The sequence below is a fragment of the Granulicella sp. S156 genome, from assembly GCF_009766105.1.
Lineage (GTDB): Bacteria > Acidobacteriota > Terriglobia > Terriglobales > Acidobacteriaceae > Granulicella.
Genome location: NZ_LMUH01000001.1, coordinates 196,714 through 214,840, shown reverse-complemented (window position 1 = coordinate 214,840; position 18,127 = coordinate 196,714). Strand labels below are relative to the sequence as shown.

At 58.4% G+C, this 18,127-nt stretch carries 15 protein-coding genes; 8 read left to right on the top strand and 7 right to left on the bottom strand.

The features are described from left to right. Window positions 1–150: 150 nt before the first annotated feature. The 4 genes from GSQ91_RS01025 (at window position 151) to GSQ91_RS01010 (ending at window position 7,102) form a co-directional block, all read left to right on the top strand. The gene (locus GSQ91_RS01025; protein WP_158819390.1) at window positions 151–1,125 is read left to right on the top strand and encodes a TIGR03435 family protein; all 975 of its coding nucleotides are present in this window, start codon (window positions 151–153) and stop codon (window positions 1,123–1,125) included. Window positions 1,126–1,164: 39 nt separating this feature from the next. Next, complete coding sequence (locus GSQ91_RS01020) at window positions 1,165–4,158, top strand: carboxypeptidase regulatory-like domain-containing protein (protein ID WP_158819389.1); 2,994 nt, start codon at window positions 1,165–1,167, stop codon at window positions 4,156–4,158. A gap of 1 nt (window position 4,159) precedes the next feature. Next, complete coding sequence (locus GSQ91_RS01015) at window positions 4,160–6,271, top strand: VWA domain-containing protein (RefSeq protein WP_158819388.1); 2,112 nt, start codon at window positions 4,160–4,162, stop codon at window positions 6,269–6,271. A gap of 78 nt (window positions 6,272–6,349) precedes the next feature. Continuing rightward, window positions 6,350–7,102: a dienelactone hydrolase family protein gene (locus tag GSQ91_RS01010; RefSeq protein ID WP_158819387.1), complete on the top strand. Its 753-nt coding sequence runs from the start codon at window positions 6,350–6,352 to the stop codon at window positions 7,100–7,102. 1 nt (window position 7,103) lies between these two features. Here GSQ91_RS01010 and GSQ91_RS01005 read toward each other — a convergent pair whose 3' ends face one another. Next, complete coding sequence (locus tag GSQ91_RS01005) at window positions 7,104–7,946, bottom strand: ABC transporter ATP-binding protein (protein ID WP_158819386.1); 843 nt, start codon at window positions 7,944–7,946, stop codon at window positions 7,104–7,106. Window positions 7,947–7,951: 5 nt separating this feature from the next. Continuing rightward, entirely contained in the window at window positions 7,952–8,731 is a 780-nt protein-coding gene (locus GSQ91_RS01000) for an ABC transporter permease (RefSeq protein ID WP_158819385.1), read from the bottom strand. 169 nt (window positions 8,732–8,900) lie between these two features. On the opposite strand from GSQ91_RS01000, the gene GSQ91_RS00995 reads away from it, so the two are divergent. The 4 genes from GSQ91_RS00995 to hpnE are packed head-to-tail and all read left to right on the top strand — an operon-like array spanning window position 8,901 to window position 13,382. After that, a complete protein-coding gene (locus tag GSQ91_RS00995) occupies window positions 8,901–10,016 on the top strand; it encodes a zinc-binding dehydrogenase (RefSeq protein WP_254064299.1) in 1,116 nt (371 codons plus the stop codon). Further along, window positions 10,016–11,005, top strand: a complete 990-nt coding sequence (gene hpnC / locus GSQ91_RS00990) for a squalene synthase HpnC (RefSeq protein ID WP_158819384.1) — start codon at window positions 10,016–10,018, stop codon at window positions 11,003–11,005. Before GSQ91_RS00995 ends, hpnC begins: the two co-directional genes overlap by 1 nt. Beyond that, window positions 11,002–11,949, top strand: a complete 948-nt coding sequence (locus GSQ91_RS00985) for a phytoene/squalene synthase family protein (protein WP_158819383.1) — start codon at window positions 11,002–11,004, stop codon at window positions 11,947–11,949. Before hpnC ends, GSQ91_RS00985 begins: the two co-directional genes overlap by 4 nt. Continuing rightward, window positions 11,946–13,382 (top strand): hydroxysqualene dehydroxylase HpnE, encoded by a 1,437-nt coding sequence (hpnE, locus tag GSQ91_RS00980; RefSeq protein ID WP_158819382.1) that lies wholly within the window; start codon window positions 11,946–11,948, stop codon window positions 13,380–13,382. The genes GSQ91_RS00985 and hpnE overlap by 4 nt, the downstream gene beginning before the upstream one ends. Before the next feature lie 203 nt (window positions 13,383–13,585). On the opposite strand, the gene GSQ91_RS00975 is transcribed toward hpnE, so the two are convergent. The 5 genes from GSQ91_RS00975 to GSQ91_RS00955 all read right to left on the bottom strand — a co-directional run bounded on the left by GSQ91_RS00975 (window position 13,586) and on the right by GSQ91_RS00955 (window position 18,006). Next, complete coding sequence (locus GSQ91_RS00975) at window positions 13,586–14,155, bottom strand: hypothetical protein (RefSeq protein ID WP_158819381.1); 570 nt, start codon at window positions 14,153–14,155, stop codon at window positions 13,586–13,588. A 16-nt stretch (window positions 14,156–14,171) separates the two neighbouring features. Next, the gene (locus tag GSQ91_RS00970) at window positions 14,172–14,561 is read right to left on the bottom strand and encodes an EamA family transporter (protein ID WP_158819380.1); all 390 of its coding nucleotides are present in this window, start codon (window positions 14,559–14,561) and stop codon (window positions 14,172–14,174) included. Then, window positions 14,558–14,986: an EamA family transporter gene (locus tag GSQ91_RS00965; protein WP_371417050.1), complete on the bottom strand. Its 429-nt coding sequence runs from the start codon at window positions 14,984–14,986 to the stop codon at window positions 14,558–14,560. Before GSQ91_RS00965 ends, GSQ91_RS00970 begins: the two co-directional genes overlap by 4 nt. A gap of 85 nt (window positions 14,987–15,071) precedes the next feature. Continuing rightward, the gene (hpnJ, locus tag GSQ91_RS00960) at window positions 15,072–16,550 is read right to left on the bottom strand and encodes a hopanoid biosynthesis associated radical SAM protein HpnJ (protein ID WP_158819379.1); all 1,479 of its coding nucleotides are present in this window, start codon (window positions 16,548–16,550) and stop codon (window positions 15,072–15,074) included. A 109-nt stretch (window positions 16,551–16,659) separates the two neighbouring features. After that, complete coding sequence (locus GSQ91_RS00955) at window positions 16,660–18,006, bottom strand: TolC family protein (RefSeq protein ID WP_158819378.1); 1,347 nt, start codon at window positions 18,004–18,006, stop codon at window positions 16,660–16,662. Between the last annotated feature and the right edge of the window lie 121 nt (window positions 18,007–18,127).

The window sequence follows — 18,127 nt, the reverse complement described above, 5'->3', positions numbered from 1 at the left end:
AAGTAATGTCTAAGTTAGTAGGTAGTGAACTGCAGAGAGCTGAAAACCCGATCTGTGGATGGTCCTATCAAGTTTTAGTTGACAGGCAAGCTGATGTGAACGTAATCTCCTAACTATTTAGGACATCTTCGAAAGAAGGACAGTCAAGCAATGTCTACCGAACATGACGGGTACAGGTTGCCGGTTCAGGGACGACGTTGGTTGGTCATGTTTGGCTGGATTGTTGTAGCTATGCAATTTGTTCCTTCAACCGTAAGCCGCGCACAATTGCCGATGGCAGCTTCCTCGTCGACCGTGACGGGGAACAAGCTGGAGTTCGACGTCGCATCTGTGAAACAGAACAAGTCCGACGACAAGCCGAAGTCCAACTTTCTTCTGGGACCAGGGGATGTCTATGCCCCCAACGGAGGCTTGTTCTCGGCAAGCGGCACAGCTCTGGTGGTGTACATTGCCTTCGCGTACAAGCTGACCAACAACCAGTTGCAATTTTTACGAGCCGGACTGCCGGATTGGGTCACCACAGATAGGTTTGATATCCAGGCGCGCGCACAGGGTGATCCTACGAAAGACGAGATGCGCCTGATGATGCAGTCTTTGCTCGCAGACCGTTTTAAATTGACGGTTCGCCATGATACCCGGGAGGTTCCTGTGCTCGCCCTTCTTCTCTCGAAGCCCGAAAAGACGGGGCCAAGGCTCCGGCCGCATCCGAACGACGCATCCTGTTCAACGACACTTGCGACCGACCCAGGCCATAGTTCGGTTGCCGGAGGTTTTCCTGCAACTTGCGGCGGCCCTGTGATGATGCCGGTGACTGGGTCTAGGCGACTCAGCCTCGGCGCACGCAACGTGACCATGGGATTGATTGCAAGCGCGTTGCCCGACTGGGGAGATCTAGGGCGACCCGTTCTGGATCGCACCGGACTGACCGGAACCTACGATTTCACTCTGGAGTGGGCTCCTGATGCGCATCATTCCATAACACCCGGTGCTGATACTTCTTCCGATACGTCGGGCCCAACCTTTCTTGAGGCATTGAAGGAACAGCTCGGGCTAAAGTTGGAAGCGCAAAAAGGGCCCGTAAATTTTATTGTTGTCGACCATATTGAACATCCCTCGGCAAATTGACGTATGGGTTGTGAGAGACTTTCGGAGAATGGGCTGCGGATGAAGCATTCGATATTGTGGCAACAAGTGAGCAGATATCTTCGCCTCCTCTGCATCGTCGCGTGTCTCGCTGTTCCCAGCCTGGCTATGGCTTCGGAACAGCATGGCCAGGTGATCTTCGGCGGCCTGCCGGTTCCGGGCGCGACAGTTACGGCCACGCAGGGCAGCAAGAAGTTTGTCGCTGTCTCCGATGCGCAGGGGGTCTACTCCTTTCCCGATTTGCCGGACGGTGCCTGGAAGATCGAAGTCGAGATGTCGTGTTTTGCGACGATCCAACAGGATGTGACCGTGACATCCAATATGCCTGCGCTCAAGTGGGAGCTGAAGATGCTTCCGCTGGACCAGATCATCGCGCAGACCAAGATCGTAAAGGCGGCGCCCGTGCCAGCACCAGCCGCGGATGTTGCCACTGCGCCGGGCAAGGGCTCGGCGCCAAAGCCTGCCGACACCGCCGAGATGCCCAAGCCGCCAGAGAGCTCCGGCCAGCAGCCCTCCGACGGCCTTCTCGTCAACGGCAGTGTGAACAATGCGGCGACGTCGCAGTTCACGCTTGCTCCGGCGTTTGGAAATACACGGAAGGGAACGAGTAGCCTGTATAACGGCGGATTTAGCCTGAAACTGCAAAACTCGGCACTCGATGCGCGAAACTATTCTCTAAGCGGGGTGGAAAGCCCGAAGCCGTCGTACACCAATATAACTGGTGGAGTGTTCCTGGGCGGTCCGCTGAATATTCCACGCCTGATGCCGCATGGGCCGACCTTCTTCATCGGCTACCTGTGGACGCGGAATCAGATCGCTCAAAATAACACCAGCCTGGTGCCGACGCAGGCGCAGAGGGAGAGCGTCGACCCCATCGACGCGCAGGCGCAGGATCTGCTGACCTTCTATCCGCTTCCCAATGTTGCAAACAATTCGCTGTACAACTATCAGATTCCAGTGCTCAACAATACTCATCAGGACCAACTTCAAACGCGCCTCGAGAAGAGCATAGGACGCAGGGACGAGGTGAACGGCATCTTTGCGTATCAGAGCACACGAGCGGACAGCACCAGTCTCTTCGGCTTTGTCGACACGACGGACACGCTGGGGATCAATGCCAATATCAACTGGAGTCACCGCTTCAATCACAGCTTGTTCCTGAATACGGGATTTCAACTCAGCCGCGTGAGAACGCTGGTTACGCCCTTCTTTGCAGGCCGTACGGATGTCTCCGGTGATGCCGGCATTATAGGAAACGATACAACTCCGAGCAATTGGGGCCCCCCGACGCTGGTGTTTGCCAGCGGTATTGCCAGCCTTACCGATGTGCCAAGTTCCTTCGATCGCAATCGTACCGATGGGGTCTCTTCTTCGCTGTTGTATTACCGTGGTCGCCATAACATTACCGTTGGGGGAGACTTCCGCAGGCAGGAGTTCAACTATCTTTCACAGTCGAATCCGCGCGGCACGTTTGAGTTCCTCAATAGCTCGACTGACTTCGCTGATTTCCTGCAGGGAATTCCGGACACAAGCAATATCTCCTTCGGCAATGCGGACAAGTATCTGCGGCAGTCGGTCTATGATCTCTACGCTGTGGATGACTGGAGAATCAGGCCGGATCTTACGATCAACGTCGGTGTCCGCTGGGAGTATGGAGCCCCTATCTCCGAACTGCAGAATCGGCTTGTAAATCTCGATATCGCGCCGGGCTTTACTGCAGTAACCCAGGTGCTGGCGAGCGATCCGGTCGGAACTCTGACAGGGCAGCGGTATCCAAATTCGCTGCTGCGGCCTGATCGGAACGGAGTCGAACCACGCGTAGCTCTCTCGTGGCGGCCTATTCCGGGGTCGTCCGTTGTGGTTCGTGCCGGATATGGCATCTATCAGGACACCTCGGTCTATCAGGCAACTGCCTTGCAACTGGCGGAGCAGTCGCCGTTTGCGAAGACGCTGAATCTAGCCAATAGTGCTGCATGCCCGCTCACGCTGGCGAATGGATTCAGCCAGCCCGCGTCCTGTTCCACATCTTCCTCGTCATCCCCCGATAGCTTTGCCGTCGATCCAAATTTTCGTGTCGGCTATATACATACGTGGCAACTCTCCGTGCAGCGCGACCTTCCGTTCGCGCTGCAGATGACCGCGACGTATCTCGGGATTAAGGGAACGCGCGGTGTGCAGGAGTTCCTGCCGAATACCTACCCCATCGGTGCGACGGATCCATGCCCGCTGTGCCCGACGAACTTTGTGTATCGCACGTCGAATGGAGATTCAACGCGTGAGGCCGCTAGTATTCAGCTGCGGCGCAGACTCCGCAGCGGGTTTACAGCCACATTGCAGTACACCTACTCAAAGTCTATCGACGACGACTCTGCGCTGGGTGGTCAGGGTCCTGTCGCTGTAGGCGCAGCGACTCAGGCTGCGGCTACAGCCGTCTATGCACAGAATTGGCTCGATCTGAAGGCCGAGCGCGGGCTGTCGACCTTCGACCAGCGCAATCTGTTGAACGTGAACCTTCAGTACACCACCGGCATGGGAATTGGCGGTGGGACGTTGTTTGGCGGTTGGCGCGGAAGAGCGTTCAAGGAGTGGACGGCGACCGCAACGATTGTTTCCGGCAGTGGCCTGCCGGAGACCCCAAACTATGCAGCGGCGGTCCCCGGCACCGGGATCCCGGGCTCCATTCGCGGGACTCTTACGGGTGCGCCGATCTATGCGACCTCACCGGGTCGATTTCTGAATCCTGCGGCGTATGAAGCTCCGTTGCCAGGGCAGTGGGGGAATGCGGGCAGAAATTCAATCACGGGCCCCGGCCAGTTCACCTTCAATGCTTCACTCGCGCGTACATTCCGCCTGACTAAACGATACAACCTGCTCGTGAATGTCGATTCCACCAATCTATTCAACCATGTCGTCTTCGGCAGCTGGAATACAACAATAAACAGCACGCAGTTCGGCGTGCCGGTATCGCCAAATGCCATGCGTAGCCTGCAAGTCACCGCGAGATTGAGGTTCTAGTATGCGATCGCTGCTTACAATATTTCTTCTCGCGGCTATCAGTGCCGGCGCCCAGACGATCGGACAGAACAAGGCGCCCGGCGCCAGCGACACCTTCACGTTGTCGGTGCGTTCGCAATTGGTCGTTGAAAGTGTCGTCGTCAAAGACAAACAGGGCAATCCCATCAGTGGTCTCACCGCGCAGGACTTCACGCTTACCGAAGACGGTGTGCCGCAAAAGATTCGCTTCTGCGAACACCAGACACTCCCGACAAAGGCTCTTCCCGTGCCGCCGACACCGGCCGGTCAGGAAGACATCAAGATTTATAGGCGGCTCGCACATACCCAGGTCGCCCCGGAATCCCCTGAGAACCTGAAATATAAGGACCGCCGCCTCCTCGCGCTCTACTTCGACATGCGCGCCATGCCTCCTGGTGACCAGCTGCGCGCACTCTCTGCCGCCGAGAAGTTTATACGCACGCAGATGACGGCGGTGGATCTCGTCTCCATCCTTCGCTATGGAGGGGGCTCGGTCGATGTTCTGCAGGACTTCACGGCCGACCGCAACAAGCTTCTCAGCATTCTAGAGACGCTGATTGTGGGCGAGGGCCAGGGCTCTATTGAGTCTGCCGACGATGCCAGCAGTGCCGATACCGGCGCCGCCTTTGGCCAGGACGACAGCGAGTTCAACGTCTTCAATACCGACCGCCAGCTCTCCGCGCTGCAAACCGCCGCGCAGATGCTCGGCCAGCTAAACGAGAAGAAAGCGCTGATCTATTTTGCCAGTGGCATGCGATTGAACGGCGTCGATAACCAGGCGCAGCTTCATGCCACTGTTGACGCAGCCATTCGCGCCGGCGTCTCGTTCTGGCCGATTGACGCACGAGGCCTTGTCGCCGAAGCGCCGCTTGGCGATGCCACACAAGGCTCGCCGGGCAATCAGGGCATGTACACCGGCGCTGCGGCACTGGCTACGACGAACAACTTCCAGCAGTCGCAGGACACGCTGTTTGCGCTCGCCGGCGACACTGGCGGCAAGGCCCTGCTCGACTACAACGACCTCACCAGGGGAATCGTGCAGGCCCAGCAGGCCATCTCCGACTATTACATTCTGGAGTACTACACCACCAACTCCGCGCTCGATGGCAAGTTCCGCAAGATCAAGGTCACGCTCAACAACAACGCAGAGGCCAAGCTCGACTTTCGCCAGGGCTACTATGCCGGCAAAGAATTCAGTAAATTCACGGTCGCCGATAAGGAGCGCCAGCTTGAAGACGCACTCATGCTGGAAGACCCCATTACCGAACTCACCATCGCGATGGAGATCAACTACTTCCAGCTGAACCGCGCGGAGTACTTCGTTCCAATGGTGGTGAAGATCCCCGGCCGCGAACTCGCGCTAGCCAAGAAGGGCGGCGCTGACCACACGTTGATCGACTTCGTCTATGAGATCAAGGACATCTATGGTGGATCAACGGTAACAAACGTTCGCGACGATACGAACATCAAGCTAACGGACAAAACCGCCGCTGAACTCGCGCATCTGCCGATCGAATACGACACTGGATTTACGCTGTTGCCGGGCAAGTACATGATTAAATTTCTGGCGCGCGACGATGAGACGGGGAGAATCGGTACCTATCAAACTAACTTCGTCATCCCGAACCTGAACAAAGAGGAGAAGCGTGTTCCCATCAGCTCGGTGGTCCTGAGCAGTCAGCGCACCGACCTCAAGGACGCTCTCTACAACGCAGAGAAGAGCAAAGACCAGGTGAAAAATGCCGCCGCCAACCCGTTGGTGCAGGATGGAAAGAAGCTGATGCCGAGCGTGACGCGGGTCTTCAGCAAAGGCCGGCAGATGTATGTCTATCTGCAGGCGTACGAGCAGGCTGCAGCGACTCCCAGGCCGCTCGTCGCGTTCGTCAGTTTTTATCGCGATCAGGCCAAGGTCTTCGAGACGCAGCCGATAGCGGTGACACCCGCGGCGGGCAGTCGTCTTGGAATGGTGCCTCTTAGCTTCAGCCTCGACTTCCCACAGCTTCCACCTGGCCAGTACGACTGCCAGGTGACCGTGGTCGATCCAACAGAGATGAAAAGTACATACTGGCAATCTCAGATCATGCTTGTGCCTTAATCTAGGGGCGTGGCCGATACTATTGGCCACGCATAGTAGACTCGGCGATGGTTGCCCACTTCTCTCCCTGGAGTCCGAATGATCGTCATCGACAATGAGTACGTTGATCTGCAAACCCCCACAGGCATCATGCGGACGCACATCGTGCGGCCCTCCGCTCCGGGGAGATTTCCGGGCATCCTGATGTACTCGGAGATCTTTCAGATGACGGCTCCGATTCACCGGACCGCTGTGCAGCTTGCGAGCAACGGCTATGTCGTTGCCGTGCCGGAGATCTATCACGAGTACGAACCCGCAGGCACCGTATTCGCCTACGACCAGGCCGGCTCGGACCGTGGTAACGAGCTGAAGACAGCCAAGCCAGTTGCAGCCTACGACAGCGACGCCCGCGCCGTGCTGACGCATCTGGCCGGACGACCCGACTGCACAGGCCGTCTCGGCGTCATGGGCATCTGCCTTGGAGGCCACCTCGCGTTCCGTGCGGCTATGAATCCGGAGGTGCTTGGCGCTGTCTGCTTTTATGCGACCGACATTCATAAGGGCAGTCTCGGTCTGGGCATGAACGACGATTCAATCGCGCGTGCCGGCGAGATCAAAGGGGAACTGCTGATGGCCTGGGGGCGCCAGGACCCGCACATCCCAACCGAAGGCCGCATGAAGGTGCTGGCACGCTTGAATGAGGTGGGCACCAAGCTGAACTGGCATGAGGTCAACGGTGCACATGCGTTTCTGCGCGACGAAGGCGTTCGCTACGATGCGGAGCTGGCACGCGATATGTTTGGACTTGCTTTGAGTCTGTTTCACCGAACACTGGCCGTGGGGGCACAGTAGGCTATTCCATATAGGCCTTGAGCCAGGGATCCTCGGTGTGCGTTAACTCCCGCGTCGTGCCGTCGAAGACGATCTTTCCTTCGTTGAAAACGAGAAATTTAGTGCTGGGGTCCAACTCTCCATTAGGGATCGGCTCCATGTGGCCTGTCGACTGACTGTAGCGGTGGGTTGCCAGCGTGAAAGCATCTTGCAGGCGGTGCGTAATCAGCAGCGATGTGGTGTGGGAGACATCTCGCTGCTTCACCACCAGCTCGATGATCGTCGTCGAGGTGATGGGGTCGAGCCCGCCTGTCGGGGAGTCGTAGAGGATGAGGTCGGGCCTGCTGATGATGGCTCGCGCAATGGAGACGCGCCGCCGCATACCGCCGCTCAACTCCGGCGGAAACTTGTCGATCGCCTTCTCCAGTTCGACGAAGCGCAGGGCTTCGACGACGCGATCATGGGCCTCGGCCTCGTGGACATGCTCTTCGTGCAGGCGATAGGCCACATTGTCTTCCACCGTGAGCGAGTCGAAGAGCGCGCTCTCCTGAAACACCATGCCAATGTGCGCTCGCAGCTCGAAGATCTCGCGCTCGGACATGCCGGTCAGCGACTTGCCGAAGATCGAGATCTCACCGCTATCAGGCGCAATTAGTCCATTGGCGAGCTTCAATAGCGTACTTTTTCCGCCGCCGGCCGGCCCAAGGATGATGCGAGTTTCGCCTCGTTCGACACGGAACGAGATGTCGCGAAGAACTTGATTCTCGTCAAAGCCGATGGAGACGTTCTTGAACTCGACGACCGCCGCACCCGGCGGCATCTCCAGCGAGGGGGAAGCGGCGATTTCAGGGCTGGAGAGGGGCATCGCCGTTATCTCCCGAAGATCCCGATCATGAGCTGTGTTACAAGGAAGTCGACGAGAATGATGAGGACCGAAGAGGCGACGACTGCCTGGGTCGTGGCCTTGCCGACGCCTTGCGTGCCTCCCGTGGTCCGCAAACCGTAATAGCAGCCAATGGTCGCGATGATGAAGCCCGAAAACAGCGGCTTCACCAGACCCTCCACGATGTCGCCCCCGACCAGCGACATATAGGCCGTATGGAAGAAGGCCGGCCCATTGAGGCGTAACAGAACTACGGCGACCAACGCTCCGCCGCCTGTGCCGCAGGCGTCCGAGATGATGGTCAGGAAGAAGAGCATAAAGACCGTCGCTACGAGGCGCGGCGTAACCAGCTTGCGAATGGGGTCGGTACCCAGCGCCCGCATGGCGTCGATCTGCTCGGTAACTTTCATCGATCCCAGCTCGCTCGCCATGCCGGAGGCGTTGCGGCCGGATACCATCAGCCCTGTCAGCACGGGGCCAAGCTCTTTGACCATCGAAAGCGCGACCAGCTTCCCGGTCATATTGATAGCGCCAAACTCTTTCAGCGAAACGGCGGCCTGCAGGGCCAGAACGCAGCCTGTAAAAAAGCCGGTCAGAACGACGATAGGCAGCGACCCAACGCCGATGGAGTCCATCTGCGTGAAGGTATCGGCGATATAACGCGGGTTCGAGAAGATGTTGCCGATCGCGCGCCCGGACAGCAAGGAATACTCCTGCACCGAGGCAACGATGTTCTTCGCGAAGGCTCCTGGGGAGACAAGTTTCATGCGGTTCGCTGTGGCTCAGATTATCAGATGCATTACATGCCGCACGAGCATCACATCTCCAGCTCGGGGAAAGCCCCTTTTTAGGCGGTGGCCGCCCATTGGTCCCATCTGGGACCCCGCGATGGCCTCTGCATTAAGGATTTCCTTTTAAATGAGAAAATAGTGTGTGATGGCCAAGACGATGAAAGCCGCTGTGCTGCATGCCAGGGAAGATCTCCGGGTGGAGCGTGTTCCTGTGCCCGTGGCGGGTCCTGGCGAACTGGTGTTACGTGTAGAAGCCGCGCTGACTTGCGGCACGGATCTCAAGGTGTTTCGCCGTGGATACCACGCGAAGATGCTGACCCTTAATCGCCTCTTCGGGCATGAGGTGGCGGGGACGGTCGTCAAAGTGGGCAAAGGCGTTACGGCCTTCGCTCCTGGTGATCGTGTGGTTCCGCTGAACTCCGCGCCCTGTGACGAATGCTTCTTCTGCAAACAGGGCCAGCAGAGTCTTTGCGACGATTTGTTGTTTAACAATGGAGCCTACGCCGAGCTCATCAACATTCCAGCGCGTATTGCCGCGAAGAATACCCTGAGGCTTCCTGAGGCGATGCCGTTCGAGCATGCCGCGCTTACCGAACCGCTGGCGTGCGTGATCCGAGGGCTGGAGGAGTCCCAGGTAAAGGCTGGGCAGACGGTTATTGTGCTGGGGGCTGGGCCCATTGGCCTCCTCTTTATCCATGCCGCTTCATTGATGGACCTGCACGTTATTGCGGTGGTTAAGCGGTCGGATCAGGTGGGCACGGCGCGCCGGTTTGGAGCGGAACAGGTACTGCGGATCGGCGATGTCATAGACCCCATTGCTGCAGCTCGCGCGCTCACTCCTGAGGGCCGCGGCGCGGACGTTGTGATCGAAGCTGTCGCCACGCCGGAGACCTGGCAGTGGGCCGTGCATATGGCGCGCAAGGGTGGCCTTATCAACTTGTTTGGCGGGCCCCCGGCAGGCACCTCGGTGCAGTTCGATACCAACCTGCTGCACTACTCCGATCTCACCCTCAAGGCGAGTTTTCATCACACGCCCTCGACAGCGCGAGCCGCGTTTGATCTGCTGTGTTCAGGGCGTTTTCAGTGTCAGGATTTTCTTACAGGTACAGCTACCCTCGATGAGGTTCCTGAGGTCTTCGCTCGCATGTTAGTGCGGCCGGCCGAGGGTATTGTGCCTGAGATCAAGACGGCGATCTTTCCCGGCCGCCGGACAGAGGAACTGCATCCAGAGTTCGCTTATGCAGAGAAAGTGGGCCTTTAATGAGTGCAGCAGCGGCTTTTTCACCGGAGAGCTGGTTTGAAGATTCGCTCCTTGGAGCGCCTCCTCTCTACCTCACACCTGCAACCCGTCCCTCGCTGGCAGAGGCACAGGAGTGGTGCAAACATCTCGCGACGACGCACTACGAGAACTTCCACGTCGCGACGTTCTTTCTCCCGGCAGCTTTGCGGCCGCACTTTCACAGTGTCTATGCCTTCTGCCGCACGTCGGACGATCTGGGCGATGAGGTCGCGGACACCGCAACGGCAACGCGTCTGCTTGCCGAGTGGCGCGCGATGCTGCATCAGTGCTTTTCGCATCCCGAAAATTCGAAGCATCCGGTCTACGTTGCGTTACAGCCGTCCATCCAGCAGCGTTCGTTGCCCATCCAGCCATTTGACGATCTCATCTCGGCCTTCGAGCACGACCAGATCCACACGCATCACGAGTCGATCGCAAGTCTTGAGGAGTATTCGCGTTACTCGGCGAACCCGGTTGGGCGATTGGTGCTTCTCGTGAGTGGCTATCATTCGGAAGAGCTTTTCGCGTTGTCCGACGACATCTGCACGGGCTTGCAGCTGGCGAACTTTTACCAGGATGTCGTGGAAGACGACGCACGCGGACGCCGTTATCTGCCTGCGGATGTCATGCAGCGCTTTGGCGTAACGGACGAGCAGATTCATGCTCGCCGCTTCGATACGAACTTCCTGGCGATGATGAAGTTTCTTGTCGATGATGTGCGGGCGCGACTGTTGGTGGGGGAACGCATTGTGGATCTGGTGGATCGCGATCTTGCCGCAACGCTGTCGCTATTCGCCAAGGGTGGCCATGCCATTCTGGACGCCATTGCTGCACAGGGCTATGACACGCTGCGTTCTCGCCCGGTCGTTACCAAGTCCGCGAAGCTGCAGTTGCTGGGGGGGGCGTTGCTCGGAAAAGCTGGAGCAATCCTGCGGCCCGCGCGTAAACCGGCCCAGGAGTTAAGTAAGTGAGCACCGTAGAGATCACCGCAGCCTATGCGGAATGCCGCGCCATAGCCAAACGCGAGGCGAAGAACTTCTATTACGCATTTCGTGTTCTGCCGCAGCACAAGTCCGACGCCATGTGCGCGGTCTATGCCTTCATGCGCAAGGCCGATGACCTCGCAGACGATGAGTCGCTCTCGCTCGAGGCTCGCCGTGAGGCGATGGCCGCCTGGACGGCTGTGTGGCGAGAGTCGCGCACCTCATCGACCAACGATCCTGTCTTCCTCGCCCTCAAAGACGCGCAGCAACGTTTTGAGATTCCCGACGATCTGCTGGAACAGCTTGTCGCTGGAACAACTCTCGACCTCAACCCGCACCCAGAGGGTGTTACCACGATTACCGTGCAGGACCGCCAGTGTTTTGATCACACGGTGCAGGTCTACGAAAACTTTGCCGCGCTGCATCACTACTGCTACCTCGTAGCCTCGGTAGTCGGGCTCGTCTGCATTCGCATCTTTGGCTATAAAGATCGCCGTGCCGAACAGCTGGCAGTCGATACCGGCGTTGCGTTTCAGCTTACGAACATCCTGCGTGATGTGCGCGAGGATGTAGAGCGTGGACGCATCTATCTTTCCGCCGATCTACTGAGTGAGCATGGTGTCGAGCCCGCCCATCTGTGGGCCCTCACGGAAGGCGCGACCGCCCAAAAGGCGGACATTGCGTTACTGCGCGGCCTTGAGAAGCATGCGCAGACGCTCTATCGCAGCGCCGACGAACTGATTCCACTGCTCGATCCGGACTCGCGCGCCGCGATGCGGGTTCTGGTGCGGATCTACCGTGGACTGCTCAACCTCATTGCCACCGATCCTGCCGCGGTCTTTCGCGGACGCGTGTCGGTGCCGACCTCGCGAAAGCTCGCGATCTTGTTTGTCGGCCTTCTGCAATCCTTGAGGACTCGCCTCTTCGCATGAGTACCGCAGCACAATCGGATGTGTTGATTGTCGGTGCCGGGCTCTCGGGCCTCGCCGCTGCCGTCGCGCTCTCCGGCGTGGGGGCGCAGGTGGCTCTGCTGGAACGCAAGCCTTATGTCGGCGGCCGCGCCTACTCGTACCCGCACCCGGCGCTGGCGGAGGTCATCGATTCACAGCATGTACTGCTTGGCTGCTGTACGAATCTCATCGACCTGTGCAAGCTCTCCGGGGCTGACCGGCACATTCGCTGGTACGACCGGATCACCTTTCTCGAGCCGGAGCAGGCCGGCAGAGCGACTCGCCGCAGCGATATCGGGCCTTCGTGGCTTCCGGCGCCTGGACACTCCTCGCTCAGCTTTCTGGGCGCCTCGATGCTCTCACTCGCCGACAAGTCGCGCATCGCGCTTGGGCTGCTCGAGTTCATGCGTGGCTATCCGCAGTCGGATGACGAGCCGTTTTCCGCGTGGCTCAAGCGGACAAAGCAGACAGCGCGCGCGATCCGGCACTTCTGGGAGCCGGTCATCGTCGGTGCGCTCAATGATAGCTTTGAGCGCTGCTCGACGCGCTATGCGGGCCAGGTCTTCCATGAGTCGTTTCTGAAGTCTGCCGAAGGCGGACGGCTCGGCATTCCAACACAGCCGATGTCGGAGTTCTATGAATCTGTAGCGCGTCTGGCAGAACAGCAGGGAACTGCGCTGCACCTGCGTACGAGCATCGATCGCCTCGAGCAGGCAGACGGCCTCTGGCAGGCGATCGCCTCGGACGGCTCGCTCTTTCGTGCGCCTCAACTTCTGCTGGCGCTGCCGTTTGAACAGACCGCACGTCTGCTGCAGACGCTTCCTGAAAAGAACGATGCCGTGACGAGGGTTGTGTCGAATATGGAGCAGTTCTCCCACGCGCCCATCACAACGATCCACCTGTGGTTCGATCGTGAGATTACTCCGTTGGATCATGCGGCTTTTCTCGACACGCGCATTCAGTGGGTATTCAACAAGACACGCATTCGCCGCGACGAGCCCGAAGCGGAGAAGGGACCAGGGCAGTATCTGGAACTGGTCATCAGCGGATCGTTTGCGGAGCTGCAGCAGACCCGCGAACAGATTGTGTCTTCTGCCTTGGAAGAGCTTGGCAGATTCTTCCCCGCAGCGCGCGAAGCCCAGGTGCTCAAGGCAGGCATTCTGAAAGAAGCTCGCGCGACGTTCTCCGTTACGCCCGGGTTGGATCGTTTTCGTCCTTCTGTTGATGTAGCGGGGAATGGCCTCTACCTTGCGGGCGATTGGACGAGGACTGGTTGGCCTTCGACGATGGAGGGTGCGGTTCGCAGTGGGAGACTTGCTGCTGACGCTATAGCGAAAGCGAAGGGGAATGCTGCAGGCTTTCTTACGCCAGATTTACCGGCTAGCGGGTTGATGCGGATATCTGCATCGCGATAGGGCGGAAGGACAAGCGACAATCGGGTGCCCCATCCTTTGCTGCACAATATTTTGGAGTCGCAAGATATTCAATGGCAAAGGGTGGGGTGTCGCGTGAGCGACCGCTTTTCGTTCGTAGCGGCGAAGAATACCAAGGAGTCATCACAAAAGTCTGAGGCGCTACAATCATGGGCAATAGCGCCGCGACAGCTTTTAAACAGGTTCTAAGAGCTTTGGTGTGAGGCACTACCCTCGCCCCAGTGTTCGGAGACCAGCGGCTTAACATCACCAGGCCAGACGCGAGGTTCTCTGACGCGCTTTGGTTGAAGCACCTTTCGTAGGGTCATAAGGCAGGTGAGTGGTGAGCCGGAAAAGTAAGCCATCGCTCCTACGGGCGAACCTCCGTGATGCCCTCTCCCGAATCGGCTAAAGAGATCGAAGAAGATCATTCCGATCACTGCCGCGAACGTTAAATAGGCAATTGCGCTCCAGATTCCGCGATTCACCTGTGCGCGAAGCTTCGCTAGCGAAGGCTCGCTCCAAATCGTATCCTCGACGCCACGCCGGAACGCTGCAAGTCCGTCATACATCATCCAGCCTCCCAATGCGAGAGGGAGAATGTAGCATGCGATCACAAACCTCGCGGCCCACAAGAAATCCCCCCCACCATGATCTGGCCTAATATGTAGGTGGTAAGGGAGAGCGATCTGCCAGACGCCCGCATACAGCAAGAGCGAGCCTGCAACCGTCATCGCGGCAAGTTGCGCTGCCGTTAGTCGCTGCTCCAGCTTCATGCCTGCCAGAATACGATCAGTGGGCCAACAAGGCAACGCCAATCACGACAAACACCGCCGCCAGCCAGCGTCGCCGGTCCACGTTTTCCCGCAGAAAAAGCTTCGCCGCAATCGCATTGCCGATATAGGTCAGCGAGGCCGTAGCCGGAGCTACAAGCGACACATCCGCGAGGCTCAGCGCATAGAGCATCATGAAGAAGTTCAGCGCCATGGCTAGAGCGCCTATGACGAACATCGGGCTACTCAGCACGGCCTTAATCGCGCCTGGCAGGCCGCTTACGGCACGTATGTCGTCCAGATCGCCGATACGCCGCATCGCTCCGGCGGTCAGTACCTCGCCCATAACGGCCAGTGCGGCTACGCCAAAGATCGCAAACCACGCATGCAGTGACGCATTCGCGATCATCGGCCCACCCCCGAATCCATCACTTCCAGAGAGTGTTCAGTCCTCGACGGCCCATTCGCAACAAAGCCCACCGCGCACACGATCATGCCAATACCGAGACAGCGCCAGATTGAAAGGTGTTCATGCAGCCAGAACCGGCTCAGCAGCGCAACGATCACATATCCAAATGCGGTAGCAGGCATTACGAAGGTAAGGTCTGCCCAACTCAGGGCTGAAAGGTAGCTGGCAAAAAAGCCGATCAACAGCACGATCCCACTGATGACCCACACATTCTTCAGCGCCACGAAGAGCAGCCCAAGGTGATGCATATCCACCTTCCCGACCTGGCTCATGCCATGCGAAAGAAACGTATCGCCGACGCTCGCCGTCAGCATCACGCACAGCAGCACAAGGTACCGTCCTGGCGTCAGCGTGTGTTTATTCAACTTCAACTCCAGTCACAAAAGGAAACGGCCGGTAAGAATCGCCGGCCGTTCTATGCTTCCAATCGCACGAAGCTAAGCGGTAAGGCTAGGCGTTCATGCTCACGCTCTCCTGCTGCTTCAGAGCGTTTTCTTCCTTCTTGGCGCGGGCTGCTTTATTGCGCTGCGCACGCAGCTTCATAAAGCTCTTGGCCTCGACGTAAAGACGTGGGACGTCGCGGTTGACGATCGCCTTCCAGACCACGCGGAACGCGGCCTTCGGACGGAAGTAGTACTCGTCGTAGAACTTGTGCACCATCTCCATCACGTACTCGGTCGGGAGACCGGGGTACTCGATGTGCGCCATCTGGTGGCCGCCGCCGTCTTCCATGTTCTCGTTGGTGATGAAGTCGTTGCGCTTGGCGTAGTCGTAGAACTCCGTGCCAGGGTAGGCATGGGCAACTGAAACCTGAATCGTCTCGCAATCCAACTGCTTCGCGAAGTTGATCGTGTTCCAGATCGACTCCTTGGTCTCACCCGGAAGGCCGAGAATAAAGTCGGCATGGATGATCAGCCCAAGATCATGGCAATCCTTCACGAAGTCGCGCGCACGTTCGACGGTCGCACCCTTCTTGATGTTCTTCAGGATCTGCGGATCGCCCGACTCAAAGCCGACGATCAGCAGGCGGCAGCCCGCTTCCTTCATGGCCTTGAGGGTGTCGCGGTCGGTCGTAACGCGCGAGGTGCAGCTCCAGGTAATGCCGAGCGGCTTCAGCTTCTCGCAAAGCTCGATGGTACGAACCTTTTGGATGTTGAAGGTGTCGTCATCGAAGAAGAACTCCTTGACGTCGGGGAAGTTCTGCTTCGCCCAGGCCATCTCGGCGGCCACGTCGTCGGTAGACCGCTTGCGCCAGGCATGGCCCGAAAGCGTCTGGGGCCACAGGCAGAAGGTGCACTGCGCCGGGCAGCCGCGCGTCGAATAGAGCGAGATATACGGGTGCAGCAGGAAGGGCACGTTGTAGCGTGTCACATCCATGTCGCGCGCATAGATCTTCGTCGCCCAGGGCATCGCGTCGAGGTCTTCGACCTGCGGGCGATCCGCGGTGTGTTGGATGACGCCATCGGCGTCCTTATAGCTGATGCCCAGAATCTCGTTCCGCGGCTTGCCGTTGGCAAACTCCACCACCGAAAAGTCGAACTCGCGGCGGCAGACGAAGTCGAGGACTTCGCACTCATTCAGGGCGCGATCCGGGTCGGTGGTCACCGGGGGGCCGACGAAGCAGATCTTGATCGTCGGATTTGCCTGCTTGATGGCGCGAGCCAATCCATGATCGCCGGCCCAGCCGACGGTCGAGGTAAAGAGTACGAGGAACTCGAAGTCCTTCGCGATTTCGATGGTCTGCTCGGCGGAGACGTGGTGCGGGGGCGCGTCCAGCAGCTTCGATCCTTCCAGCATGCCCGCCGGATAAGCCAGCCAGACCGGGTACCAGTAGGATTCGATCTCGCGAGTAGCAGGCCAGCGGGAACTGGCTCCACCATCAAAATTTTCAAAAGAAGGCGGGTTCAGGAGTAGGGTTTTCAGTGGCATATCAATAGGGTCAATTTTACCACTTTGTTAACCTGGACGCCGCCCTGACAGGTATTGGGGCCTGCACCACGTGTGGTGCTGCGCCAGGGCTAAAAAATGCATCCAGTACTCAGTGGGGGAGGGGCGTTATCGAGGTGGCCGCAGGTTGTGTGGCGGCGGCTTTCAGCCATGGATCCAGCTGTCCGGTCTGGCGCATGAGATTAACCTGGGCCTGGCTAAGCTGAAACTGCATATTGAGGAGCTCTACGAACCTTTGGCGCTCCTGCAAACGGGCGTTTTGTTCGTCTTTGGGCGTCAATTGCGGTTTATTCGGGTCCCCGGCATTGGCGCCCAGTTGGACCATGACCGCCTCGAGCTTTGCCTGGGCAATATCGCGATAGTCTTCGGCAACTTTGCTGTTCGCCTGCAGCTCGTCGATGCTGTGGCGAAGTTTCAGCTGTCCCTCGAAAAACTGATTGCGCTGCTCTTCCGCCTCAAAACGGGCACGGGTGGCCTCTGCGGCTGATTCGTGCGCTTTGTCCTGATGGCCACGGTCAAATAGGGGAATTTGAATGCTAACCCCTGCAGAGAGGGCATTATCGCTAAGATGCTTGTTCCCTTGAAAGCCAGGGTAGTACAGCGGGTAGTTGGTATGGCTGGTGCTGATGCGGCTGTAGTTGGCATCGAAACTGAACACCGGATGAAGCCGATATCGGGCGTCACCAAAGGCGATCTCCTGCTTGCTCTTGGCACTGGCGAAGGCAGCCTGGATGCCAACGCTGTCGGGGGCATTGCCTGGGAGCGAATCGAGGGATGGCAGCGCGGGGATCGAGCTGGAGACGGCGGTCAAGGTATGTTCGGGCAGACCGGTAAGGCGGGAGAGATGGTCGGAGAGGGTAACGATCTCGTCGTCCGCTTGAAGCTGCGCGGCGCGAATCTGATCGGCGGTCAGGCGGGCCCCGAGAAACTCGACCTGGGAGTCCTGGCCGGCGGCGAGACGATCCTGAACGATTCTGAGAAGACGCGTCGCAAACGCGTACTCCTGCTGCATGGCAGCCTGGCGCTGCTGGGCATTATCCAGGCTGAGATACGTGACAACTACGTCTTCTGCGATCTGGTCCCGGGCATCCTGTAAAGCGAGTGTAGCGGACTGCACTCCGGCGGCCGCGGCACGAACATAGTCTGGCTGGGAGAAGTTGAAGACCAGCGACTGGCTGGAGATGCTGAAGACAACCGGGACATTGAGGGGAACACCCGTAGATCCGCCATAGCCACCAGCGACGCCGGCACTGGGGATATAGGCATCGTGGGCCTGCGAGAGGGCAGCTTTGGCTTTGTCGAGACTCGCCTGAGCCGCCAGAACCTTGGGATTATTGCGCAGGGCAAGATCTACAGCGGACGTCAGCGAGATCTGTGCAGACGCACAGGCGCAAAAGGCCGCCAGCAATCCGATACCCGCTGTTTTCGACCATTGCACTCGTATCGCCCTCGTCCGCAAAATTCTCTCCTGCATAACCTTACGATGCAGTTGCGATCTTCGCCACTCGCGGGGCGTTACGGGGTCAATCTACTGTTGAAGAATGCCGTAAAGTCGGAAT